The 23,567-nt window shown below is 62.6% G+C and carries 24 protein-coding genes, 1 tRNA gene and 1 pseudogene; 17 read left to right on the top strand and 9 right to left on the bottom strand.

Annotation, left to right across the window (positions count from 1 at the left end; all coding sequences use genetic code 11):
- Nucleotides 1–20 precede the first annotated feature (20 nt).
- Together K6I40_RS09545 and K6I40_RS09540 are read right to left on the bottom strand one after the other, a co-directional pair.
- The gene (locus K6I40_RS09545) at nucleotides 21–851 is read right to left on the bottom strand and encodes a sugar phosphate isomerase/epimerase family protein (RefSeq protein WP_222918798.1); all 831 of its coding nucleotides are present in this window, start codon (nucleotides 849–851) and stop codon (nucleotides 21–23) included.
- Nucleotides 852–853: 2 nt separating this feature from the next.
- Nucleotides 854–1,654: a TatD family hydrolase gene (locus K6I40_RS09540; RefSeq protein ID WP_222918797.1), complete on the bottom strand. Its 801-nt coding sequence runs from the start codon at nucleotides 1,652–1,654 to the stop codon at nucleotides 854–856.
- A 293-nt stretch (nucleotides 1,655–1,947) separates the two neighbouring features.
- Between K6I40_RS09540 and K6I40_RS09535 the strand changes: the two genes are divergently transcribed.
- From K6I40_RS09535 to K6I40_RS29000, 5 genes and pseudogenes are all read left to right on the top strand, one after another.
- Nucleotides 1,948–3,162, top strand: coding sequence for an inositol-3-phosphate synthase (locus K6I40_RS09535; protein ID WP_222918796.1), 1,215 nt, complete (start codon nucleotides 1,948–1,950; stop codon nucleotides 3,160–3,162).
- A gap of 78 nt (nucleotides 3,163–3,240) precedes the next feature.
- Entirely contained in the window at nucleotides 3,241–4,653 is a 1,413-nt protein-coding gene (locus K6I40_RS09530; protein WP_222918795.1) for a nucleotide pyrophosphatase/phosphodiesterase family protein, read from the top strand.
- Between the two features lie 192 nt (nucleotides 4,654–4,845).
- A tRNA-Glu gene (locus K6I40_RS09525) sits at nucleotides 4,846–4,920 on the top strand.
- Between the two features lie 503 nt (nucleotides 4,921–5,423).
- Nucleotides 5,424–5,879: an HTH-type transcriptional regulator Lrp gene (gene lrp / locus K6I40_RS09520; protein ID WP_222918794.1), complete on the top strand. Its 456-nt coding sequence runs from the start codon at nucleotides 5,424–5,426 to the stop codon at nucleotides 5,877–5,879.
- Nucleotides 5,880–6,179: 300 nt separating this feature from the next.
- Nucleotides 6,180–6,317: pseudogene (locus K6I40_RS29000) on the top strand (twin-arginine translocation signal domain-containing protein); the annotation flags it as partial.
- Nucleotides 6,318–6,335: 18 nt separating this feature from the next.
- Here K6I40_RS29000 and K6I40_RS09515 read toward each other — a convergent pair.
- Complete coding sequence (locus K6I40_RS09515; RefSeq protein WP_222920327.1) at nucleotides 6,336–7,421, bottom strand: sodium:calcium antiporter; 1,086 nt, start codon at nucleotides 7,419–7,421, stop codon at nucleotides 6,336–6,338.
- A gap of 179 nt (nucleotides 7,422–7,600) precedes the next feature.
- Nucleotides 7,601–8,623: a sodium:proton exchanger gene (locus K6I40_RS09510; RefSeq protein WP_255682177.1), complete on the bottom strand. Its 1,023-nt coding sequence runs from the start codon at nucleotides 8,621–8,623 to the stop codon at nucleotides 7,601–7,603.
- Between the two features lie 628 nt (nucleotides 8,624–9,251).
- Between K6I40_RS09510 and K6I40_RS09505 the strand changes: the two genes are divergently transcribed.
- Together K6I40_RS09505 and K6I40_RS09500 are read left to right on the top strand one after the other, a co-directional pair.
- Nucleotides 9,252–9,506: a HalOD1 output domain-containing protein gene (locus K6I40_RS09505; RefSeq protein WP_222918792.1), complete on the top strand. Its 255-nt coding sequence runs from the start codon at nucleotides 9,252–9,254 to the stop codon at nucleotides 9,504–9,506.
- Nucleotides 9,507–9,671: 165 nt separating this feature from the next.
- Entirely contained in the window at nucleotides 9,672–10,439 is a 768-nt protein-coding gene (locus K6I40_RS09500; protein ID WP_222918791.1) for an MOSC N-terminal beta barrel domain-containing protein, read from the top strand.
- Between the two features lie 3 nt (nucleotides 10,440–10,442).
- Here K6I40_RS09500 and K6I40_RS09495 read toward each other — a convergent pair whose 3' ends face one another.
- Complete coding sequence (locus K6I40_RS09495; RefSeq protein ID WP_222918790.1) at nucleotides 10,443–10,772, bottom strand: hypothetical protein; 330 nt, start codon at nucleotides 10,770–10,772, stop codon at nucleotides 10,443–10,445.
- Between the two features lie 176 nt (nucleotides 10,773–10,948).
- Here K6I40_RS09495 and K6I40_RS09490 point away from each other — a divergent pair, with 176 nt between their 5' ends.
- Both K6I40_RS09490 and K6I40_RS09485 read left to right on the top strand, forming a co-directional pair.
- Nucleotides 10,949–11,746 (top strand): transcriptional regulator, encoded by a 798-nt coding sequence (locus K6I40_RS09490; RefSeq protein ID WP_222918789.1) that lies wholly within the window; start codon nucleotides 10,949–10,951, stop codon nucleotides 11,744–11,746.
- A 388-nt stretch (nucleotides 11,747–12,134) separates the two neighbouring features.
- Nucleotides 12,135–12,362 (top strand): DUF5795 family protein, encoded by a 228-nt coding sequence (locus K6I40_RS09485; protein WP_222918788.1) that lies wholly within the window; start codon nucleotides 12,135–12,137, stop codon nucleotides 12,360–12,362.
- 448 nt (nucleotides 12,363–12,810) lie between these two features.
- Here K6I40_RS09485 and K6I40_RS09480 read toward each other — a convergent pair whose 3' ends face one another.
- A complete protein-coding gene (locus tag K6I40_RS09480) occupies nucleotides 12,811–13,698 on the bottom strand; it encodes a UbiA family prenyltransferase (protein ID WP_255681936.1) in 888 nt (295 codons plus the stop codon).
- Nucleotides 13,699–14,071: 373 nt separating this feature from the next.
- Between K6I40_RS09480 and sucC the strand changes: the two genes are divergently transcribed.
- The 3 genes from sucC to K6I40_RS09465 all read left to right on the top strand — a co-directional run bounded on the left by sucC (nucleotide 14,072) and on the right by K6I40_RS09465 (nucleotide 16,435).
- Nucleotides 14,072–15,223, top strand: a complete 1,152-nt coding sequence (gene sucC / locus K6I40_RS09475) for an ADP-forming succinate--CoA ligase subunit beta (protein ID WP_222918787.1) — start codon at nucleotides 14,072–14,074, stop codon at nucleotides 15,221–15,223.
- Entirely contained in the window at nucleotides 15,220–16,092 is an 873-nt protein-coding gene (gene sucD, locus K6I40_RS09470; RefSeq protein WP_222918786.1) for a succinate--CoA ligase subunit alpha, read from the top strand. Before sucC ends, sucD begins: the two co-directional genes overlap by 4 nt.
- 187 nt (nucleotides 16,093–16,279) lie before the next feature.
- The gene (locus K6I40_RS09465; RefSeq protein ID WP_222918785.1) at nucleotides 16,280–16,435 is read left to right on the top strand and encodes a hypothetical protein; all 156 of its coding nucleotides are present in this window, start codon (nucleotides 16,280–16,282) and stop codon (nucleotides 16,433–16,435) included.
- Between the two features lie 111 nt (nucleotides 16,436–16,546).
- On the opposite strand, the gene K6I40_RS09460 is transcribed toward K6I40_RS09465, so the two are convergent.
- Nucleotides 16,547–17,482 carry a hypothetical protein gene (locus K6I40_RS09460; protein WP_222918784.1) on the bottom strand — a complete coding sequence of 312 codons (936 nt, stop codon included), beginning with the start codon at nucleotides 17,480–17,482 and terminating at the stop codon, nucleotides 16,547–16,549.
- Between the two features lie 131 nt (nucleotides 17,483–17,613).
- Between K6I40_RS09460 and K6I40_RS09455 the strand changes: the two genes are divergently transcribed.
- The gene (locus K6I40_RS09455) at nucleotides 17,614–17,751 is read left to right on the top strand and encodes a hypothetical protein (protein WP_222920488.1); all 138 of its coding nucleotides are present in this window, start codon (nucleotides 17,614–17,616) and stop codon (nucleotides 17,749–17,751) included.
- 54 nt (nucleotides 17,752–17,805) lie between these two features.
- Here the strand turns inward: K6I40_RS09455 and K6I40_RS09450 are convergent, their stop codons facing one another.
- Complete coding sequence (locus tag K6I40_RS09450) at nucleotides 17,806–18,705, bottom strand: haloalkane dehalogenase (RefSeq protein ID WP_222918783.1); 900 nt, start codon at nucleotides 18,703–18,705, stop codon at nucleotides 17,806–17,808.
- A 202-nt stretch (nucleotides 18,706–18,907) separates the two neighbouring features.
- Here K6I40_RS09450 and bioB point away from each other — a divergent pair, with 202 nt between their 5' ends.
- The 4 genes from bioB (at nucleotide 18,908) to bioD (ending at nucleotide 23,268) form a co-directional block, all read left to right on the top strand.
- Nucleotides 18,908–20,014 (top strand): biotin synthase BioB, encoded by a 1,107-nt coding sequence (gene bioB, locus K6I40_RS09445; protein WP_222918782.1) that lies wholly within the window; start codon nucleotides 18,908–18,910, stop codon nucleotides 20,012–20,014.
- 37 nt (nucleotides 20,015–20,051) lie between these two features.
- Entirely contained in the window at nucleotides 20,052–21,125 is a 1,074-nt protein-coding gene (locus K6I40_RS09440; protein WP_222920325.1) for a transcriptional regulator, read from the top strand.
- A gap of 170 nt (nucleotides 21,126–21,295) precedes the next feature.
- The gene (locus K6I40_RS09435; protein WP_222920324.1) at nucleotides 21,296–22,519 is read left to right on the top strand and encodes an 8-amino-7-oxononanoate synthase; all 1,224 of its coding nucleotides are present in this window, start codon (nucleotides 21,296–21,298) and stop codon (nucleotides 22,517–22,519) included.
- Entirely contained in the window at nucleotides 22,516–23,268 is a 753-nt protein-coding gene (gene bioD / locus K6I40_RS09430) for a dethiobiotin synthase (protein ID WP_222918781.1), read from the top strand. The genes K6I40_RS09435 and bioD overlap by 4 nt, the downstream gene beginning before the upstream one ends.
- A gap of 16 nt (nucleotides 23,269–23,284) precedes the next feature.
- On the opposite strand, the gene K6I40_RS09425 is transcribed toward bioD, so the two are convergent.
- Nucleotides 23,285–23,482: a hypothetical protein gene (locus K6I40_RS09425; protein WP_222918780.1), complete on the bottom strand. Its 198-nt coding sequence runs from the start codon at nucleotides 23,480–23,482 to the stop codon at nucleotides 23,285–23,287.
- Between the last annotated feature and the right edge of the window lie 85 nt (nucleotides 23,483–23,567).

Raw genomic sequence — 23,567 nt, 5'->3', positions numbered from 1 at the left:
ACGACACGCCGCCGGCCACCCTACGCCCACCCGCGTTCCTCAAGGTAGGCCATCGCTTCCCGCGCGGTTTCGATCGGCGTCTCCTCGTAGGGGTAGAGCTCAACGGTGACGAAGCCGTCGTAGCCCCGGTTCTCGAGTTCGCCGAGGAACGCGTCGATGTCCATCTCACCGTCGCCGAGCTGGGTGTGCTCGTGCGTCCGGTCGGCCGGGATGTCCTCGAGGTGGTAGTGACTCGTGTGGTCCCAGAGAGTCTCGACCAGTTCGGCCGGGTCCTCGCCGACGCAGTAGAAGTGGCCCGCGTCGAAGTTACACCGCACGCGCTCGGAGCCGACCCGGTCGAGGAGTGCGAGGAACTCGTCTGCGGTCTCGATCAGTAGGTCGGGTTCGGGCTCGACGAGCAGGTCGACGCCGAGATCCTCGGCTTTCGGGATGATGTCTTCGAGACTATCCACGAAGGTGTCCATCGCCCACTCGCGGGATTTACTGTCGGGAATCGGCCCGCCGGGTTCGATCGAGATGTATGGCAGATCGAGGTCGGCCGCGGTCTCGAGCGCCGCGAGGGTGTAATCGATCCGCTGCTGTCGGTACTCTTCGTCGGGTTCGATATAGGAGGGGTGGTGAAAGCCTTCGATCGCGGTCAGCATGAATGCGTTGCCGTTGCTGACGGCGATGTCGTGCCGGTCGAGGACCTCCTCGACGCGCTCGCGTTCCCCGTCGGTGCAGTCAGGCGGATAGAGGTGGGGTTCGTCGAGCAGCAGTTCGACACCGTCGTAGCCCGCGTCGGCGATGGCCTCGATGGCGTCCTCGAGTTGGTACTCTCGGAAGGCGTTGGTGGAGAAGCCAAACTGCATCGTCAGGCCTCGTAGTCGAAGTTCGGCGACTGGTCGAAGAACTCGTAGGGGTTCTCGAAGACGACTTTTCGAACGTCCTCGCGGTCCCAGCCCCGATCGAGCATCGTATCACGAGCTTTGGGCACCGCCAGCGGGTCCGAGGGGTCCCAGTCCGCGGCGCTGTTGAAGATCATGTTATCGGTTCCGTGCTCCTCAAGCAGGTCGATCGCCGACTCGGTCTCGATCTTCCCGGGGTAGAGCGTGAAGCCGATCCAGCAGTCCGTCCGCGTCGAGATATCGATCGTGTTTTCGGTGTTATGATCGATGATAATCCGCTCCTGCGTGACGCCCATCTCCTCAATGATCTCGACGATGCGTTCGGTGCCCGACGGCTTGTCCGTGTGAGGTGTGTGGATAATGACGGGGAGTTCGCGGTCTTCGGCAATCTCGAGTTGCCGGCGGAACGCCCACTCCTCGTCATCGGTGACCTGATCGAAGCCGATCTCGCCGACGCCGACGACGGGGTCGCGGTCGAGGTACTCCGGAATCCGGTCGACGACCTCCTCGGCCATGTCGCGGTAGTTGGCTTCCTTCGGCTCGAGGCCGATCGTTACGTAGTGGTCCATGCCCGCGGCTCGCTCGGCGCGATCAGTCTCGTGCTCGATGATCTGCTCGAAGTAATCGAAGAAGGAGCCGGCGTTGTGTTTGTCCTGACCGCTCCAGAACGCGGGCTCAATACAGCACTCGATACCCGCTCGCCGCGCTCGCCGGTAGTCGTCGGCCGAGCGCGAGACCATATGCATGTGAGGATCGATAATCCGCATACAGGCCGTGCCACGAGCGGACGGTTTGGTGCTGCCGGTCGTTCGACCGACAAACTCGAGGTTGATGATCGCACAGTAACTGGACCCGCCGGCGGAATACGGTGTTACGACCGGGCAAAACCGAGTTACTTCCGCTACGGGAGTCATAACGAAAGTCGTCCGGCTACCACTCCCGTGGGAATGCTCCCAATCGAACCAGCGATGGCTGCGGGACGGTGGCGTGTGACCGGTTCTGGGGACCGACGCACGTCGGAATTCGAGCGCAACCAGCCGTCGAGACGGGACGATTCCCGATGAGCCAGGGGACGGACCCGACAGACGACGACCGAACCGGCGTCTGGCTAGTGGGCGCGCGCGGGAACGTCGCGACGATGTCGATCGTCGGTGCCCGTGCCATCGCCCGGGGACTGACCGATACGACCGGAATGGTCACGGAACGCGAACCGGTCTCGAGTCTCGACCTCCCGCCGGTCGAGGGGCTCGTCTTCGGCGGCCACGATATCGAACCCGAGTCGCTGGTCGCACAGGCCGAGCGCCAGTGCGACCGGAACGGCGTTCCCGACGCTGAGACGCTCGAGGCAGTCCGCGACGATCTGGCCGCCATCGACGAGCGGATCGAAGTCGGGACGGCGGTCAACTGCGGTGCTGCCGTCTCCGAGGAGAGCGAACAATTAGACGAGGCTCTGTCGATCCGAGATGTCGTCGACCAGATCCGGGACGACTACGAGACCTTCCGCGATACGCACGACCTCGAGCGACTGGTCGTTGTCAACGTCGCCTCGACGGAACCCGAACTGGCGGATTCGGAGCGCTATGACACTCGCGACGCCCTCGAGCGGGCGATCGACGAGGATGACAGCGATCTCCCGGCGAGCGTCTGCTACGCCTACGCCGCGATCGTCGACGGCCACCCGTTCGTCAATTTCACGCCGAGCACGGGCAACGCACTCGGCGGCGTCCGCGAACTCGCAGCCGAAAACGGAGTCCCGCATATGGGACGCGACGCGAAGACCGGCGAGACGCTCGTCAAGTCCGCGCTCGCACCCATGTTCGCTGGCCGAAATCTACACGTCATGAGCTGGGAAGGCCACAACATCCTCGGCAACAAGGACGGCCTCGTCCTCGAGGACGAGGCGAACGCCGCGGGGAAGCTCGCGAGTAAGGGCGACGTGCTCGATTCGATCCTGCCCGACATCGGCCACAATCGCGTGCGGATCGACTACACGCCCTCGCTGGCCGACTGGAAGACCGCCTGGGACTACATCCACTTCGAGGGGTTCCTCGAGACGGAGATGAAGATGCAGTTCACCTGGGAGGGGTCCGATTCCGCGCTGGCCGCGCCGCTCGTCCTCGATCTGGTGCGGCTGGTCGCCCACGCCGATAAGCACGATGACGGCGGGCTCCAGCCCCAGCTCGCGTCGTTCTTCAAGGCCCCGATCGGCGTGGACGAGCACGACCTCTCCCGACAGCTGGATCGGCTCTCCGACTACGCCGAGCAGTATCGCTGACGACGACCGTCCGCCTTCCCGTTCCCGCATTGCACCCAAATACCATGATCACCACCCCCACCGCCGATACCGAGACCGATGACTGACTCAACAAATTCCGAGACGACTGCCACTGCCATCGAGACGGCTGCCACTGCCGACCGCGTGATCGTCCTCGACGTCGTCGGCCTCCAGCCCCACCATATCGACGCCAAGCGAACGCCGACCCTCGAGTCGTTCTTCCCGTCCGAGTCAGTGACCAACCTCCGACCCCCGTTTCCCGCCGTCACGGTGCCCGCCCAGACGACGCTTGCAACCGGGCAAAGTCCCGGCGAGCACGGCGATGTCTCGAGCGGCGAGTACGACCGCGAGCGCGACGCCGCCGAGTTCTGGGAGCGCGACCGCGACGGCCGCGACCGGCTCTGGGAGACCGCGAGCGACGAGGCGGGACTGACCACCGGCGTCCTGAACTTCCAGCACCTGATCGGCACGAGTGCCGACGTCGCAGTCACGCCGTCCCCGATCGAGGACGAGAACAACGACATCCTCGAGATGAACTGTTGGACGAATCCCGACGGCTTCTACGACGACCTCCGCGAGGAACTGAACCACTTCCCGCTGCACAACTACTGGGGGCCCGGCGCAAACGAAGCGGGGAGCCGCTGGATTCTCGCGGCCGCGAGCGAGGCGATCGACCGGTTCGATCCCGATTTGCTGTGGATCTATGTCCCGCATCTGGACTACGTTGGCCAGAGCGACGGCCCTGAAAGCGACGCCTTCGACGAAGAACTCGCCGTCGTCGACGATCTGCTCGCAGCGTTTCTCGATTTCCTGTCCGAAACCGAGCGCTGGGACGAGACCGTTCTCACGCTCGTCAGCGAGTACGGGTTTCACGAGGTCGACCACCCGGTGTTCCCGAACCGCGCATTCCGCGAGGCCGGCCTCCTCGAGACGGATGACGACGGCGACGTCAATCTCCCCGCCTCGGACGCGTTCGCTATGGTCGACCACCAGATCGCACACGTCTACATCGACGGGTCGACCGACGCCGCTCGGGAGGCGCTCGCAGGACTCGAAGGGATCGACGCCGTACTCGACGAGTCGGCCAAGGCCGACCGCGGGATCGACCACCCGAACGCGGGCGAACTTGTCCTCGTGGCCGAGCCCGATAGCTGGTTCCAGTACTACTGGTGGACGGACCGCGCGAACGCTCCGCCGTACGCGACCGAGATGGACATCCACGCCAAACCTGGCTTCGATCCCTGTGAACTGTTCTTCGGCGACGAGGGGCTCGTCTCGCTGGACGCGTCGCAGATCAGCGGCTCCCACGGCCGCGTCGACGAGTCGGCGTTCGGGGCGTTCGGCCTCGGCGGACCGGCTGCGCCCGCATTCGAGGGCGAGGAATCGGTCGACGCCACCGACGTAACGCCGACGATCGTGGATCTGCTCGGACTCGAAGGGAAGCTCGCGATGAACTTTGCCGGTTCGTCGCTTCGGAGAGACCGAGAATGAGGGAGATCGGTCGATATTCTCGAGGGAGACACCGTTTGGTGTCGGAGAAATAACCGGTCAGCGTACGTGATATCGTGCCACTGCTGGTTCGGAACGGAACGTTTTCATTAGGCCTCGGCAACAACCAGTTGCGAAGCACGCCCCGACGGTTCGCTGAACGCGGTGACGCGAGTCCCGGTGCGAGCTAAGATCGCTCCGTTGGTGTAGTCCGGCCAATCATTTCGGCCTTTCGAGCCGATGACCTGGGTTCAAATCCCAGACGGAGCATTTTTCGAGCGAAACGTAGCAACGCAGAGTGGAGCGGAGAAAAGCGCGCACGTTCTGAGATTTGAAATAGAGAGACGCAAGCGATAGCGGGCGTTTCATGTGATTCAAACACCAGATATTTCAACGGATTCGCAGCCAGACGACTCTCGAGTGTCTTCCGAACTCGAGAGAACGCCGTCTCATCACGGTCAGTCTCCGTGAACTCGGTCGCGACGGGTGTAGAAGGGTGTGATGCGTTCGCGATGAAGGAATATCCGTCATCTGACACCGCTTGGGGCGTTTTCTTTCATGGATTGAAAGACCGGATTTCTCCCTCGTTACTCTCTTTTCGGTGACTCCGTAGGAGTTCGTCTCCGGCAGCCATCTGCGAGCGGGTCAGTGTTCTTTCACTAATTCACAGCTCTGCACGACTTGTCCGTACACATCACAACACCACCTCAATAGAAGCGGATAGAACTGGATATTCGTAAACCCCTAGTATGAGGAGTGCTTCATACTGGACAATGACCTACGAACACTTGGACTCGGATCTGGTAAACGAACTGCTCAATGACGGCCGTGCGAGTCTGCGAAGCCTCGCCGAAGAACTCGACGTCTCCGTCACTACCGTCTCGAACCACCTCTCCGATCTCGAGGATGAGGGCGTGATCGAGGGATACACACCGAAAATCGACTACGACGCGGTCGGCTACGACGTGACCGCCGTCATGCAACTCAAAGCCGAAGGGAACGCACTCCCCGAGATTACGGAAACGCTGAAGGATCACCACCAGATGATTTCCGTCTACGAGGTCACTGGCGATTACGACGTGATCGCCATCGGGAAGTTCCAGGACACGGACGACATGAACGATCAGATCAAGACGCTGATCACAGACCCCGATATCAATCAGTCGAATACGAGCATTGTGCTCAACGCCGTCTCCGAAAACGAACAGTTCGAACTCGAGACGGAGTAGTCGAACTCCATCATCGAACTGTCGAGGGGGCTGAAATCAACTGTGGACGTACCGCCTCCGCCTGCTGCGTAGCGGAAGCTCGGCCGTGACTACTCGAACGGGCGCTCGGCTTCCTTCATTCTCAAGAATGAAGACTATTTATTGTCCCTTCGGAGCCCGCGCTAACTACCGATTGCTGATAACGATCAACTAACGGGAAGTGACGAGACAAATGCAGTGAATCGGCGTTCCTGAAGAAAGATATTCAATACCAACGACTGTGGAAACGTCTACTGCTACCGGCGAGGTCTCTCAACAAGCATCACGGTATATGGTACCAATCAAGAAGACAGGTACAGCTACGGGGAGGTGAGTGACGCGGATCGGCGCAATTTCCTCAAGACACTCGGCGTCATCGCGGGCGGCGGTATCACCGGTGCGACGCTTCGACCCCTTCGGCGAGTTGACTCTCACCGGCTACAGATAGTTCGCGATCCAGTAGGCGATGTAGAGCCCGAACAGGACGACGCCGCCGACGCGGGTGACGCGTCCCCGTGCGAGCATGGCCGTCACGACGAGCAAGCAGCCGGCGAGGAACGGCCAGTGGACCGTCAGGACGTCCCCGCCCGTACTGACCGGGTGAAGCAACGCGATGATCCCGACGTTCGCCGTCATGTAGAAGACCGTGCTGCCGACGACGTTCCCGACGGCGAGCTCCGGTCGGTCCTGTCGAACCGGTTCGACGGTGAGCGCCAGTTCCTCGATCGAGGCGATGAAGCTCAATACTGTCGCGCCGAACGCCAGCCCCGAGATACCGAACGCGACGAAGATCCCCTCGGCACTGACCACCGTAATTCCGGATCCGATCGTCATCCCGACTACCGCGAGGACGGCGACACCGAGATTGAAGAGACCGCTGCGATGCTCGAACGACGGCACGAACTCGTCGAGATCGAGATCGAAATCCAGGTCGTGCTCCTGCTCCGATCGGCTGCCCAAGTCGTCGCCGCCGTCCGGTGCTTCCGGTCCCACCTCTGTACTCGAACCCGGTTTGGCCTCGAGACTGACGACTTCCTGAATCTCTTCGGAGAGGAGATACGTCGTTTCGGAGCGGCGCTCATGCCAGAAGATGTACGTGAGCAGCGGAACGAATAGCCCGAGGAGGGCCGCGCCCTCGAGCGGATCGATCGTCCCGCCGATCGACAGCGCGAACGCGGGGACGGGCACGAGAACGAGTATGAGCAGATATGCTCGAGGGACATCCATTCGAAATGGGACGAGGATCCCCGCGAGTCCGACGGCGACGGCGAGGACGAACAGCGACTCCCCGAAAACCGTCCCGAGCGCGAGATCTGGGAGGTCGACGAACGCCGCAGTCAGGCCGAGGACGGCATTCTCGAGGTCGACGCCGGCCAGTACGACCGCCAGAAAGAAGCCGGAAATCCCGAGCGAGACCGCGCTCTGGGCGACGGCCTCGATGAAGACCTCGACGCACCAGATTACCAGCACGACGCCGACGAGAAAGAGGGCAACGAGGGCCACTGTCGAACTCGGAACGACCATGCCTGTGAGCATATACCACGGCCGTACTTAGTATTCGAGTGTGGTCACGCTGGAACACGACGGCTCGTCGGAACGCGGTCTCCGTGGGGATCGGTCGCCATCGCCGGTGTCCCGGATCCGATCGTCGTCGCTGTGTCGCAGATCTGCCGGCGAGACCAGTTCCCAGCACTCACCACGGATCAGCCACCGATCGGAACGCCGCCGAACACGACGATCGCGATCAGCCAGTAGGCGATGTAGAGCCCACCAAGGAGGAAGCCGTGCCATCGCTTCAGTTCCCCCTCATAGAGGAAGTACGCGGCGAGGGCAGTCACGAGGATCACCGTCGGGAGATGGAAAGTGAGCACTGACCGAGAGATCTCGAGGTCGCTGAGGAGCATGATGACGCCGACGTTTCCGGTCACCGAGAAGAGAACGCTCCCGATGACGTTTCCGACGCCGATCTCGGGGACTCCCCGTCGGACCGGCTCGATCGTAAGCATGACGTCTTCGAACGTGAGGATCACCGTCAGGACGGTCGCCCCGAAGACGGTTTCCTCGAGGCCGAGCCCGTCGACGACGACTTCCGACCCCGCCTCCAGCAGCATCGACGCGAACACGATGCCGATCAGTGCGAGGACGGCGAGGGAGAGCCATATCCACCCGGACGCGGAACGATCGCCGACGAGTCGATCCTCGGAAATTTCCGAGAACTCCGCCGGCAAAGCGATGCCGCCGTCGGCCTGTATCTCTTCGCCGAGTTCGGTGTTCCGGAAGACCGGCGTGTCACGCTGATACTCTCGAGCGATGATGTAGCCGAACATGAGGACGAATGCGCCGAGGAGCAGGAGTCCGTGAACGAACGTCAGCGTCCCGAGGAGCACGAACGGGATCAACAACAGCGGTGCCAGCGCGAAGAGGGCGACGTAGTCAGGCGGAAGATCAACCGGGAATGGACGAATGATTGCCGCGAGCGCGAGTGTTACGCCGATAATCGCCAGTCCGGTCCCGAGCGCCGTTCCGAGGGCAGCACTCTCTAGGTCGCCGGCCGACAGAACGAGTGCAAGAATCGTGTCGTCGAACTCGAACCCGGTGAAGAGTATTGCGAGCGCGAACAGCGATATCTTCAATCTCAGCGCCGCTCGAGTGAGATAGCTGATTAGCTTTTCGACACAGACCGTCAGCAAGACACCACCGGCAATGAGGACGAGTAGTGCCCCCATCACCCCCTGTGCTTCGACGAACCCGTCGATTGCTCCCTCGATACCGCCCTCACGTTCCGTCGCGTCGCCGTCCTCCCCTGTACTTTCATCGTCACCCTGAGCGACCACCGGCGTGACCGGGACTGCGACGAGCGCTGTGATCACCAAGAGACCCGTGAGGAGCCGTCGGATCGATCGCCGAGATGGGCGGAGTGAGGGTGCTAAGATACCCCATCCGTGGGGCGTTTCACTGCCCAGCAGGAGTATCGCACCGAACAAAAGCACCGTATACACGAGCCACGGCTGCTGCGAAGTGATAGTGTTCTCGACGAGGGCATCGAGCATGTAGGATCCGCATGCGAACCAGTGCCATATAGCTATCAGGCCGGGGAGGACAGTTCATTGGAACTCTCTCCACGAAATCCGTTGGAAATCTTTACACGGGCCCTGTTGTACACCACTACACTACTGTCCGATCCGCGCCCTGGCATGGGATTGCTCTCACGACGACTCCACGTTTTTCTGTCCAGATCCGTCCGACAGTCATCGATCCGAACGGACGCAACAGCAAATCAATACCCAATGGAAATTCCGTATGACAATCAATATTTCGAAACCTATTAATGGAGCGGTGTGGCCGTAGATTCCAATGGGACAAACCCTCGCGGTCGGCACCGACGAGGTGCACGAGCGGATCGTCACCGGGGTAGCAGCACTCGAAGGAGCTGATCCAATGGAATTACCGCCACTGTTCGATGCGGTTGACCCCGATGCACTCGCAGCAATCTTTGCAACGACGGAGTCCGGTGACCGTCGCTCCGGCCACATCGGGTTCACGTACGCCAATCATCAGGTGCGAGTTGAATTCGACGAGACCGAAGAACCCGTCGTGACGATCGATTGATCCGGGATACGGTCTCCGAAATTACGGACTTCCGTTCTCCACCGTCCGTCGCGCGGTTCGAACTCCCGGCCTGACAGCGTGACGCTCGAGTCTCGGCGAGCCCGAGTTCCGATCCGATTCTGTTCGAAAGAAGACTAATGAAGCGCCGGCCGGTACAATCCGCCAATGGCACGACTCAACCGGCTCAGGGTCTATCCGGTGAAAGGACTCAACGGTATCGATCTCGAGGTGGCCGACGTTCTCGAGGGTGGGACGGTCGCTCACGACAGGGAGTTCGCGCTATTCGACGCCGACGCCGACGTTTTCAACGGCAAACGGTCCGTCCGAGTACACACGCTCGATACCGAGTACGACCCAACGGCCGGTGTGCTCACGGTCGAGACACCCGACGGCGAGGGCCGACAGTTCGATCTCACGGCCGACCGCGAGACCGCTGAGTCCTGGTTCAGCGAGTTTTTCGACGCCGACCTGTCGCTCGAACGGGACACCTCGCTCGGGTTCGTCGATCGGCGCGAAATGGGACCGTCAGTGGTCAGTACGGCGACGCTCGAGGCGGTCGCATCTTGGTTCGACGAGATGACCGTCGAGGGCGCGCGACGACGGATCCGGGCGAATATCGAGGTGTCCGGCGTCGACCCGTTCTGGGAGGATCGGTTCGTCGGCGCGGACGCGCCAGCGTTCGAGATCGGTACCGTTCGATTCGAGGGGGTGACACCCTGTGGGCGCTGCGTCGTCCCCCAGCGGGACCCCGATACCGGGGAGCCGATCGGAGAGTTTCAGTCGCAGTTCGTTCGAAAGCGAGAAGTAACGTTTCCCGAGTGGGCCGACGCCGACGCGTTCGATCACTACTACTCACTGATGATACTCACGCGCGTTCTCGAGGACGATCGTGGGAAGACGCTCTGTGTCGACGACCCAGTCGAAACCGTGTAGCACTCAGTGGTCGATTCCAGGCCGCTGGAACGTCGTTTCGGCTGCCTCTTGTTCGTCGCTCGAACCGTTTAGCGCGTCCGTGAGTTCCGGCGCGGCCAGTACCTTGTTTCGCTTGGGGCCGTCCGGGCGGCGAAAGTAGTAGGTCTCGGCACAGCCAGCGACCAGTTCGGAGAGCGGTCGATCCTCGTCGTGGACGACCGAGACGAGATCACCGGTAACTGCGACCAGCGCCGCGTCGTCGGGTTTGTAGAGCGCGTCTCGGAGTTCACTGACGGTGCTGTCGGCCGGTAATTCGAGGGTGACGCCGTCGACGGTCGCCCATCGCGTCTCCATATCTGTTCGTTCGGGCGTAACGCTCTATATGATTGTGCCCGCAGACACAGGCCGGTCCCAGCATCCCGTCGAAACAGCCCTCGCTCGTGGCGACTACTCGGACTGCCGTCACGGGGACAGAAACGACCAGCAGGGCCAGTGCGATAAAGTAGGCTCGGTTGCAGAACCGAGACGTGATGGGTGATCAAACGGGGGACGCGATCGAGACGCTCGAGTACGTCGCACGCTCACCGACCCGAGTACGGATCCTCGAGACGCTGTCCGAGGACGGTGCCGTCTCGAGGGACTCGTTGCGAGCCGAGGTCGATGTCGTACGAACGACGCTGCAACGGAATCTGGACGGATTGGCGGAGCGAGGGCTGCTCCGCGAACGAGGTCGGCGGTACGGACTCACGTCGGCCGGCGCACTCGCGACGGGGGCAGTGACGACGGCTCTGGATCGGATCGGCGTGGCGGTTCGCTTGCGGCCGGTGCTCGAGCGAATTCCGGCGGCCGAACTCGAGTTCGATCTTGAGGAGTTGGTCGATGCGACGGTTGTCGAATCCACCACGGCGAACCCCTACGCTCCGGTCGAGCATCACGTGGCGAGCCTGTCCGGTGCGGCGCACGTCAGAGCGCTGCTACCGGCAACGGGGACGAAACAGCTCGAGCGGACACGGGAAGCCATCGAATCGGGGGCAGCCTTCGAGTTGCTAGTTACGGAGTCGGTCGCAAAGACACTGCGGACGGACCCGTCAATCGCGGACACGTTCGCGGCGATGGCCGACGAGGAGTCGCTTTCCGTCTCGGTCGTCGACGCGGAGATTCTGTTCTATCTGGGGATCGTCGACGATGCCGTCCAGATCGGCGTTCACGACGGGAGCGGGCTGCCGACGGCGCTCTTGGAGTCGACCGATACGCGAGTTAGAGAGTGGGCGATCAGTCGGTTCGAGACTCACGAGGAGCGAGCGGTCGAGATGAATCCCAACGAGTAGCCGCCGATGGCGATAGGTGTCAGTCGAGTAGCAGTTGGGCTGCGACTGACCGCAGCATGTGCACGTCGTGCACGCGCTGCGTGGGATACACTGATGGCGTTTCGACCCAGCAACTCTGATGCGGTAGGTGGAGACTCTCGACCGCGCTCTTGGGTGCCGCTGACGGCAACGGATGGGGGAGGTCGATCGACGGGCGACGGTTGGCCGGATGCTGCGACGCCGACTTTCGGTTCCGATCCGCACCGGAACCGCTTTTCATTCTCGAGTAGTCGTTGGTGAATCGGCCGTTCGTTCCGGACCGTACTCGGTGGTGTATCAGCCGCAAGTCTGTCTCGAGAGGGCGACCGTATCAGGAAACGCTTAGGGCGTCGCGTCCGGTACCTCGAGTGTGAGCGAGAATCGCGTCGTTCAGGGGCGAATGGTCACGGCTAAGAAACTCGCGGAACTCGTCGAAGGCGACTCCGTGATGGAAGTCGATTCGATCGAGGAGGCCGACGAGGAGTGCCCGGAGTGTGACGGGAACGTACTGAAAGTCGTTTACATGCCATCAGTTACCGAACTTGTCACCGGCTGGAAGTGCCAGGACTGCGACTGGAGCGAGGCTGACCGCGACTGAACCAAGACGTTACAATTGGACGCGTTACGCCGTCTGCCCGAAGAAGTGCAGTCGGGATCGGCACAGTCGTACCGACGGCAGTTCGGGACCGCCTGCTCGAGGCGGCGAAGCGGCTCCTGTAACGGCAGGGTCAGTGAGCCGAGATTCATCAGGGTTACACTGGGAGTTCGGCTCGTCCGTCCGTGCACATGTCCTCCCTGTTACGATCGGACCACGCTAGTAATCGGTCTCGACGAAGATCGCCGTCTTCTGTTCTCGGATCGTCTCCACCGATCTTCGCCAGGCGTCAGGATGATCTAGCGCCGTATCCCAGAAACGCAGTTAGGGGCACCAACACGACGATCGAGACGATCACCTTCACTAACAGCTCGACGAACGGATCAGCTGCCGTCTCCGATTCGCCAGTGGAACCACTGCATCCACTCCACACCGCTACTACACGAGGGCGTTACCAGAGCAGCCACTCGAGGACGAGGACGATAGCGGCGAGGAAGACGTGTTCGCCGTCGACGACGAACCCGTAATACAGCGGGCCGCGGTCGGTGGTTGCAAAGGGGATGTACGCACAGACGTAGGCGTTCATCGCGAGCACGACGAGGAACTCGCGCGAGACTACGCCGCCGCCGACGAGGGCGATGACCGCCGCGGCGACGGCGACGGTCGCCAGCAGCGATAGAACCCGGGTCCAGCGCGGGCCGAACAGGTTTGGAACCGTCGGAATCCCCTCCGCGCGGTCGCCCTCGATGTCTTTCACGTCGAAGATCACCGCTGCGATGGTGATCATGGTCGTGATGTAAGCGAAGAGAAACAGGATCTCAGGCGAGAGCAGCCGGTCGTAGTAGTAGCCGACGCCTAGCGGGATCGCACCCCAGGCGAAACCGACCACGAGGTTCTTCACGAGGAAGAGCTGCTTGACCCCGCCGACGGAGTACAGGAGCACGACTACGAGCGGAAGGAACATGTATACCGCGCCGGGGAGGCCGAGCGCGACTGCGACTCCGACCGCGGCAACGTAGAGGCCGACCCCCGCGGAGAGCCAGAGCGTCCCGTACTGCTTCGTAAACGCCGCGCGCTGTGGCACGTTCTGTTCGTCTTCCTCGAGGTCAGTGAACCGATTGACGGTGTAGACGAACATCGTCGCTGCGAAGACGATAAACAGCGGCAGGGGCTCGAGCGGGAGATCTGCGAGGAGAGCGGTCGTGACGGCGACGCTGACCGTCGCCAGCGAGATGAAGAGGTTACTGTGGACCAGAAACCGAAGGGCGGTCGTTATCGATGACACCCAACCCGGCGTTCGATGCGTTGCGGTAGGGTTCGTCACGACGGTGCGCCTCATCTCGGACGTAGCGGCTGGCAGACGTTTGAATGCTGCGTCGATCGCGTTGATCCCGTCGATCCGTCGTTCGGTCGGGCGATTCCGCGAAACATGATGAATTATGTGGGATGGTGTCGGTCCCGAACCGATTCTCTGGAAGTAACTCGGATTCGTACTACTGGAAAAACGACTACTCGTGGCAGGGATTCGGGACCGAGTCCGGACGTGCGGGAAGGTCACACCCACCTTCGGTTGAAAATGAACACAAATATGGGAGATTAGAAAACGGTACGGCGGTAACGCACCCTGTGTAGTCGATACACGTCGATGGATCTCCCGTGGCGAGTGGAAACTGGCAGGATTTAAGCAAGGTCGGCACGCCCGTTCGAATGGCATGAAATTACATGAGTATCAGGCGAAGAACGTCTTCGCCGATGCCGGGATTCCGACGCCGGACTCACAGCTCGCGTCCGACGTCGACGGCGTCGTATCCGCGGCTGAGGAGATCGGGTATCCAGTAGCAGTGAAAGCGCAGGTACAGGTCGGCGGCCGGGGGAAGGCCGGCGGGATTAAACTCGTCGAGGACGCAGACGAGGCTCGGGACGCGGCCTCCCAGATCCTCGGAATGGACCTGAAGGGGTATCACGTCGATCGCGTCCTCGTCGAGGAAGCGGTCGACTTCACGAACGAACTCTACGTCGGGATCACGATGGACCGCGGCGAGGGCAAGCCCGTCGCGATGGTCTCGACCAAAGGCGGCGTCAACATCGAGGAAGTCGCCGAGGAAGACCCCGAGGCGATCGCTCGCGAACACATCGATCCCTCCTTCGGAATGCATCCGTATCAGGCCCGCAAGGCCGTCTACGATGCCGGCGTCGATCAGTCGATCGCCCGCGACGTCTCGAGCGTTCTCACTACGCTCTACCAGCTCTGGGACGACAAGGACGGCGCTGACGCCGAAATCAACCCGCTGATGGTCACGGCCGACGACGAGGTCATCGCGGCCGACGCCGTGATGAACATCGACGAGGACGCGCTGTTCCGCCAGCCCGAACTCGCCGAGATGGAAGAGGCAGCCGCCGGCGGCGACGAACTCGAGCAGAAGGCCGACGAGTACGGCTTCGACTACGTCCGACTCGAGGGCAACACGGGGATCATCGGCAACGGTGCCGGACTCGTGATGACGACGCTCGACCTGGTCGACCATTACGGCGGCGAGCCCGCTAACTTCCTGGACGTCGGTGGCGGCGCGAAGGCCGCCCGCATCGCGAACGCGCTCGACATGGTGTTCTCGGACGACAACGTCGATTCGGTCGTTTTCAACATCTTCGGTGGCATCACGCGCGGCGACGAAGTCGCCCGCGGGATCAACGAAGCGCTCGAGCAGTTCGACGAGATCCCCAAGCCGGTCGTCGTTCGACTGGCCGGGACGAACTGGGAGGAAGGCATGGAGATTCTGAACGAGGACCTCGTGACGGTCGAACAGACCCTCGAGGACGCGGTACAGCGTGCTGTTGAGTACGCTGGGGAGGTGAACGACCAATGAGCGTACTAGTCGACGACGACACGCGCGTCGTGGTACAGGGCATCACCGGCGGGGAAGGCAAGTTCCACGCCGAACAGATGATGGAGTACGGCACCAACGTCGTCGCTGGCGCGGTCCCCGGCAAGGGTGGCCAGGAGGTCAGCGGTGTACCGGTCTACGACACGGTTCACGAAGCTGTTGACGAGGAGAATGCGGACACGTCCGTAATCTTCGTCCCGCCGGCCTTCGCCGGTGACGCAGTCTTCGAATCGCTCGACTCGGATCTCGACCTCGCGGTCGCGATTACGGAGGGTATTCCGACTCAGGACATGGCGCGCGTCAACAAGCGCCTTTCCGAGACGGAAACGCGACTCATCGGTCCGAACTGCCCCGGCCTCATCACGCCTGGCGAGGCCAAACTCGGCATTCTCCCCGGCAACATCTTCGCCGAGGGGAACGTCGGTCTGGTCTCCCGCTCGGGGACACTCACCTACCAGGTCGTCGATAGCCTGACCAACCGTGGTATCGGACAGACCACGGCCATCGGTATCGGCGGCGACCCGATCATCGGCACCGACTTCGTCGACGCCCTCGAACTCTTCGAGGACGACTCCAATACCGATGCCATCGTCATGTGCGGCGAAATCGGCGGCGAAGACGAGGAAGAGGCAGCCGCGTTCATCGACGACTACGTCGACACGCCGGTTGCCGGCTTCATCGCCGGCCGTACCGCACCGCCGGGCAAGCGGATGGGCCACGCCGGTGCGATCGTCTCCGGCTCCGGGACGGGCACTGCAGAGAGCAAGATCAACGCGCTCAACGACGCCGGCGTCCCCGTTGGCGACACCCCCGAAGAAGTCGCCAACCACATCGAAGAGTTCCTCGCGTAACGCTGCCGTCTCGCGCTCGCGTCGGCCCGTGATCGCAGTCGCGGGCCGATCGGTGTGTGATCACGTCTTTTTTCGAGCTGACTCGAGCGATACTGGGTCTCGAGTTCCCACTACAGAGGCTGTCTAGCGGGGATCCCCGTCGCTTTCCCGCAATACGATCATAGTCCCACAGCGCGTCACCCTCGGTATGCCAGTCTGGCTCGAGTGTGATCGCTGTGGCTCCGAGCAGACGATCCCGGAGCGACCGGACGATCCGGAAAGGGGCGGGACGCAGTGTCCCGAGTGCGGTGGGAAGTCGTATACGGTTCGACGGAACGGGCTCATGTGGCATCCCGAGACGTAATCGCGCTCGAGAGCAACGAGCCGAGGCAGGGTCAACAAGTCGGTTCCAGGCCGTCGCGATACGAAGCGATGTGACTCCGGAGTCGACCGAGCAGTCCGTTCGGCGGCTGGCTCAGAATAACCCGTTGAGCAGCGAGCGCAGCCGGCCGAGTAGTCCCGACGGTTCGTCGTCGGCTGCGCTCGCGTTCCCGGTATCGTCGGACGCAGTCTCGGTCTCAGTGCCCTCGGTGTCGGTATCACTCCCCATGCCGTCACCATCGTGGTCGGCCGTTTCGGCGTCATCGACCGCGTGTGTATCCGACTCGGCCTCGAGACTCGAGCCCGTGTCGTCATTCCGGATCAACGTGTCGTCGCTCGGGTTCGATGGCGTCTCCGGAGTGGCATCGGCATCGACCGCAGTGTCGGTGTTGCTCTCCGTGTCAGTATCAGTGACAGCAGCCACATCAGGCTCGACGGCGTCGGCAGACCCGTTCTCGACGACGGGCTCGCCGTCGGATGGCTCGTCGACAGTCCCGGTAGCGGTCGCTGTCGCTGCGTCCAAGTCGACGGTATCATCGACGGACGGTGTTTCCTCGTCGGCTCCCTCGGTCCCCTCGTCCGTACTGGTTCGGTCGGTCGGCTCGCCATCCCGTGGATCGTCGGAGCCGTTGGAGTCGACCCAGAGGAACTCCCGTTCTTTCGTACGGCCAGTGAGAAGCAACTCTGTCAGTGCATCGCCATCGGCAACGAGAGCGTCGTCGACGGGCGTCTCCGGGGCCGGCTCCGGTTCGTCTGCGCTCGCGATGATGTCATCCGGACTTTCGTCTGCGAGCACGTCGTCGGCAGTACCCTCGTTTGCAGCCTCAGTCTGGAGTTGATCGAAGACATCGGCGGCCGTCCTGTCCTCGACACCGTCCGTTTCCTCCCCGTCGGTTTCGTCCCCATCTTCCAGTTGTATCCGGGGCTGGTCTCCCGACTCGGGGTCCTCGAGCTTCCCGAACAGGTCGTTGACGCTCGAGCCCACGTCGAACTTACCGTCACCCGGACTGTCTGTAGTACTATCTGTCATGAACCCGTTCTCTACTAGTGGATTATCACACGACTTTAATTTTCGGAATTTACTCAGACGCGATAGATGTGAGATGTGATGTATGAGTCTACTGGCCGTTGGCGGGTATCGACGGCAACGGAAGTTGACAATTGACCAGTATACGGGCACGAACAGATACGATTAGAAAATCACCATTCCGGCAGTCCGTCGAGGCCTCGATGGCGGGCGAGGACCTCGAGGCCTACGCCGACGACTATCCGGAACTGGCGACGGCCCTCGAGAGGTGAGGTGCCGAAACGCCGCGATAGCGACTCGGATCGGTTCGATCCGTCTCGCTCGAGTCAGGTTCGATCGACGAAGTCGACGATGTGCGCGGCGATCTCCTCGCCGGCGTCTTCTTGCAGGAAGTGTGCGGCCTCGTCGATCCAGACGTCGGGCTGCTCGCTCGCGGTCGGGATGAACTCCCGCAGCGGATCGCGGTTGTCGGCCATGATCGGGTCGTTCCGCGCGAACAGGACGAACGCCGGTTTCTCCCACTCGGCGAGTCGGTCCCGGGCGTCGGTGAACAGGTCAACACCGGGATCGTCAGGCGACTGCGGTACGAGTCCGGGAAACGTCCGTGCGGCGGCCATGTATCGCTCGTCGGGGAACGGTGCGCGATAGGCGTCGACGACCTCTTCGGAGAGGTCGTGGTAACAGCCGTTTTCGACTAACTCACCGATGTCGAGATCCTCGGCGGTAGCGACCATTTCGGCGAACGCGTGCCAGGTCTCGGTCATCTCCTGGGTCCCGTCGGGGAGACCGGTGTTCATCGGCACCAGCCGGGCGAACCGCTCGGGCTGATTCGCCGCCAGTGAGAGTCCGAGCAAGCCGCCCCAGTCCTGGCAGATGAGCGTGATATTCGTTAGGTCAAGTTCCTCGACGAATGTCCGGAGTGCGTCGTAGTGCATCTCGACGGTGTACTCGTCTCGGTCTTCGTACCTGTCGGACCGCCCGCAGCCGATCAGATCGGGGACGACCACGCGGCCGCGCTCAGCCAGGACGGGCATCATCTTCCGGTAGAGGAACGACCACGTCGGTTCGCCGTGGAGACAGAGGAACGTCTCGTCGGCCTCGCCGTCGTCTCCATCACCGCCGGTTTCCACGTACGCCATCCGTAGATCGCCGACGTCGACGTACTGGGGGTCGTAGTCGAAATCCGGGACGTCCTCGAATCGGCCCTCTGCGATACTAACTACCATACCCCGCGATACCTCATACCACTATTCAAAAGTTAGGGAACCGACGTGAACGCCTCTCTCGTTTGCCGAGGTCGGGACGGCCGCGCGACGCCGGTTCCGATCACGTGCTCCGAGAACGGCTGGTCACCACCGCCTCTCGGGGACCGTCCGCTCGGAACGACCATCCAAAAACATTATGTTTCCGTTAACCACGTCTAGAGATGTGGTTTACGAGACTGGAAACGAGACGGTCGATGACGCGCTCGAGCGGGTGATGGCCGGCGAGGTGCTCGATCGGACCAACGGGATCGCGTTGATGGCCCAACCGGTCGCGGCGCTCGCCGAGGCCGGCGCAACCGTGCGCGATCGCTTCGGTGACGGCACGGTCGACGCCTGCTCGATCGTCAATGCGAAGGCAGGCGACTGCGCCGAGGACTGCGGCTTCTGTGCGCAGTCGGTCCACTTCGATACCGGTATCGACACCTACGGCTTCCTCGGTCCCGAGAAGATCCTCGAGGCAGCAAAGCGCGCCGAACGCGACGGTGCCCAGCGATTCGGCATCGTCGTGGCCGAAAAGGGCGTGTCGAAGGAACATCGCCCCGAAGAGTGGGCGGAGGTCCTCGAGTCGATCCGCCGCGTACGCGACGAGTGCGACCTTGAGGTCGACGCCTCCCTCGGCATTCTGACCGAAGAGGAGGCCGCGATCCTCGCCGAGGAGGGGATCAATCACTATAATCACAACATCGAGACCTCGCCGAACTACTTCCCCGAGATCGTCAACTCGCACAGTTTCGAGGATCGGGTGAAGACGCTCGAGGTCGCCAAGGAGGCCGGGATGGACCTCTGTGCCGGCGTCATCCTCGGCATGGGCGAGACCCCGACCGATCGCGTCGAGGCCGCCATCGCCCTGCAGGACATTGGCGTCTCCTCGCTGCCAGTCAACGTCCTCAACCCAGTCGCGGGGACGCCGCTGGCCGAGCAGGGCGTCGACATCACGACTGAAGAGATCGTCAAGACGGTCGCGGTGTACAAACTGCTTCACCCCGAGTCGCGGGTGCGCCTGACCGGCGGCCGCGAGGTCAATCTCGAGCCCGACGAGCAGCACCTGCCGCTCGAGGCCGGCGCGGACGGCATCCTCACCGGTGATTACCTCACAACCGAGGGCCAATCGCCCGGCGACGACATCGAAATCATCGAGCGCGCGGGGCTGGAACCGAACACGGACACCAACGACTTCGATCCGGAGGAGGTCAAGGCCCGCCACAGCGGCGCTGCGGAATCGTCGACTGAAGAGACGGCGAGTACGGGCGCGGAACCGAGCGATGACTGACGACTACCCACGCGAATCCACCAACACATCGACAGACATGAACGAAATCACGTTTGCGGTACTCGGAACCGGCGGTATCGGCCGACGAGCACTCGAAGTGAGTCAGTACAAGGAGGCGTTGACGCCCGTCGCGGCGTGTGACCGCCACGGTATCGCCGTCGACTTCAACGGCCTCGACGTCGACGAACTGCTCGCGGCGACGGAGGGCAATATCGACAGCGAGCCGCGAGACAACGAGGTTGCGACGGACGGTGGACCGGGTGCTACGGCCGCCGATGGCGACGTCAAACAACACGGCGAGGACAAGGGTGTCGTCGCCTCGAGCCAGGCTCGAGCCAGCGAGGATCCCATTCAGGCGGTCATCGACCACGGCGATCGGATCGACGCGGTCCTGCTGGCCCTGCCGAACTACGAACACGACTTCATCCCGCGGACCGCCGACCGCTTCGCCGAGGGCGGCTACTCGGGTGTGATGATCGACGTGCTCAAACGCTCGCGTGTGATCGACATGCTCGACGACCGGAGCGAGGCGTTCGAGGAGAGCGGTATCACGTTCATCTGCGGCGCGGGCGCGACCCCTGGCCTGCTGACCGGCGCGGCCGCACTCGCCGCCCAGTCGTTCGTCGAGGTTACCGATGTCGACATTTGGTGGGGCGTCGGGCTGAAGTCCGGCTACGAGGACAACCGCGGCACCGTCCGCGAGGACATCGCCCACCTCCCCAAGTACGACATCGAGACCGCACGCGAACTCTCCGAATCCGAGATCGAGGGGATCATCGACGACCACGACGGCGCCATCGAGTTCGAGGACATGGAACACGCCGATGACGTCCTACTCGAGCGCGCCGGCGTCTGTGATGCCGAGGATGTCACCGTCGGTGGGATCCTCGACGTTCGCAACGATGAGAAGCCGACGACAACCACGGTTCGCGTGACCGGACGGACGTTCGACGGCGAGACGGCAACGAACACGTTTCAGTTAGGCGACGAGACGAGCATGGAGGCCAACGTCAACGGCCCGGCATTGGGCTATCTGAAAGCCGGCGTTCGCCGAAACCGTGCGGGCGAGTACGGCGTCTTCGGCCCGGCCGATCTGATGCCCGGCTTCTAACCGCGACCCATCGCCGTTCCGATCCGTTTTCGACAAGCTATGCTCAGGATACCCCAGATACCACCACGTACCGTCCGACTCGAGCCGATCGACTCGATCGCCTCGAGTCGTGCCAATCGATCGATCCGAACCGTGAGAATCAAACCATGGCACTGACTCCGTATAGCCGAATGGCCGACCGCGGGTTCGACCTCGAGGACCGACTCGAAGTCCTCGAGGAAAACGACTTGAAACGCGCGCTATCGCCCGGTGACCGGGTCGCCGAGCGCGGCTACTTCGCCGAGCCCTCGGGCGGCGAATTACCCGTACTCGACACAGCGGAGGCGCTCGTCTTCGCCTCGAACAACTATCTCGGACTGACCGACGACCAGCGGATACAGGACGCGGCCCGGCAGGCCGCTGCGACCGTCGGGACGGGTGCCGGGGCGAGCCGACTCGTCACTGGCGATACGATGGTCCACCGCGACCTCGAACGGCAACTCGCCGAGGTCAAAGGCACCGAGCGCGCGCTAGCCTTTTCGTCGGGCTACGCCGCGAACGTCGGAACGATTACGGGACTCGAGCCGGACGTGGTCTTCTCCGACGAGTTAAACCACGCGAGCATCATCGACGGCTGTCGGCTCGCGGACACCGAAACCGTCGTCTACGACCACTGCGATGCTGCGAGTCTTCGATCGAAGCTCGAGGACCGAGCCGAACGAGCGACGCAGGATGGCCGCGATCCGACTGACGAGTCCTGGCTGATCGTCACCGATTCGGTGTTCAGCATGGACGGCACCGTTGCCCCGCTCGAGGCGATCTGTGACGCCGCCGAGGCGTTCGGCGCGTGGGTGATGGCCGATGAAGCCCACGCAACGGGTCTCTATGCGAACGGCGGTGGCGTCGTCCAAGCGGAAGGACTCGAGGACCGGGTCCACATTCAGATGGGGACCCTTTCGAAAGCGCTGGCGAGCCAAGGCGGCTACGTCGCTGGCAGCGCGGCGTTGATCGAATGCTTGCTCAACGACGCGCGCTCCTTTGTCTTCTCGACCGGACTCACGCCACCGGCGGTTGCGGCCGCGAGCGAGGCGCTCCACGTCGCCCGCTACGGCGGTGCACGAGAGGAACTCTGGGAGAACGTCGCCCACCTCCGCGACGGCCTCGAGTCGATGGGATTCGAGGTGTTGGGCGACTCCCAGATCCTCCCCGTGCTCGTAGGCAATCGGCGGGACGCGATCGCTCTCGCTGACGGGGTCCGCGAACGCGATGTCGTCGCGCCGGCGATCCGACCGCCGACCGTTCCCGAGGGGACCAGCCGCATCCGCGTCGTCCCGATGGCGACGCACGATCGGAACGACATCATCACCTGCCTCGAGGCGTTTCGCGCGGCGGGCAAGGAAGTGGGGCTGCTATGAGCGCCGAGCGGCCGATTGCCGTCGTCGGCACTGGAACGGACGTCGGGAAGACGGTCGTGACGGCCGGGCTCACGCGCTTGCTCCGCGAGGAGGGCCACGACGCTCGGGCGATCAAACCGGCCCAGACCGGCCATCCGCCCGCCGACGTTGACGGCTCACAGTCGTCGGCTCGGCAAGCTTCGCTCGTCGGTGACGCGGGGTTCGTCGCCGCGGCCTGTGACACTCCAGAGGCCGCGACCTGTCCACGCTATCTCGAGCCGGCGCTCGCGCCGCGCGTCGCGGCCGAGGTCGCCGGGGAGGACCTCGAGTACGAAGCGATCCGCACAGCTTGCGAGCGCGAGATAGAGACGACCCCGGTCCCGATCGTCGAGGGGATCGGCGGCCTCCGGGTTCCGCTGGCCGGCGATCAGGAGGTGCTCGACCTCATCGCCGACCTCGCGGCCACGGCGGTCGTCGTCACGCGGTCAGGACTGGGCACGCTCAATCACACCGCGCTCTCGGTCGACGCGCTCGAGGATCGAGGAATCGACATTTGCGGTCTCATCGTCAACGAGTACGCCGGCGAAACGATCGCGGAGCGGACCAATCCCGACGAACTCGAGCGGATGACCGGGTATCCCGTCGAGACGGTACCGCCGCTGGGCGGGACCGAACGTGATGGCGATACCGAACCGCGTGCCCTCGCTGCGGGCGTCAGCGATGCACTGTCGTCGGCGTTTCGCGATCGACTCCCGGTAGAAGTTCGCTGATCGGGTCCGCAATCGATCAGGCAGACGGTGCCTGACGCTCTTTGTCGACGCTCGCCGACTCGTGGTCGGACGAAATATCGGTTATCTCTGCATCGAGGTCGACCAGATAGGAGACGACTTCGGATTTCCGGTGTTTCACCTCGAGGTGGACGCGAAGATCGTTGCGATCGTCGTACGTCTTCGTACAGAGCGGGCAGCTATGTGGGTCTGTCATTCAGCGGATCACCAAGAGTCACTCTCACCGTTCATCGACGTAATAGTGTCGATCATTCAATATATAGACATATTTTGGCAAAAGA

This window comes from Natrinema sp. SYSU A 869, assembly GCF_019879105.1.
Classification (GTDB): domain Archaea; phylum Halobacteriota; class Halobacteria; order Halobacteriales; family Natrialbaceae; genus Natrinema.
The sequence above is the reverse complement of the archived record's forward strand: the minus strand, read 5'-3'. Positions and strand labels throughout refer to the sequence as shown.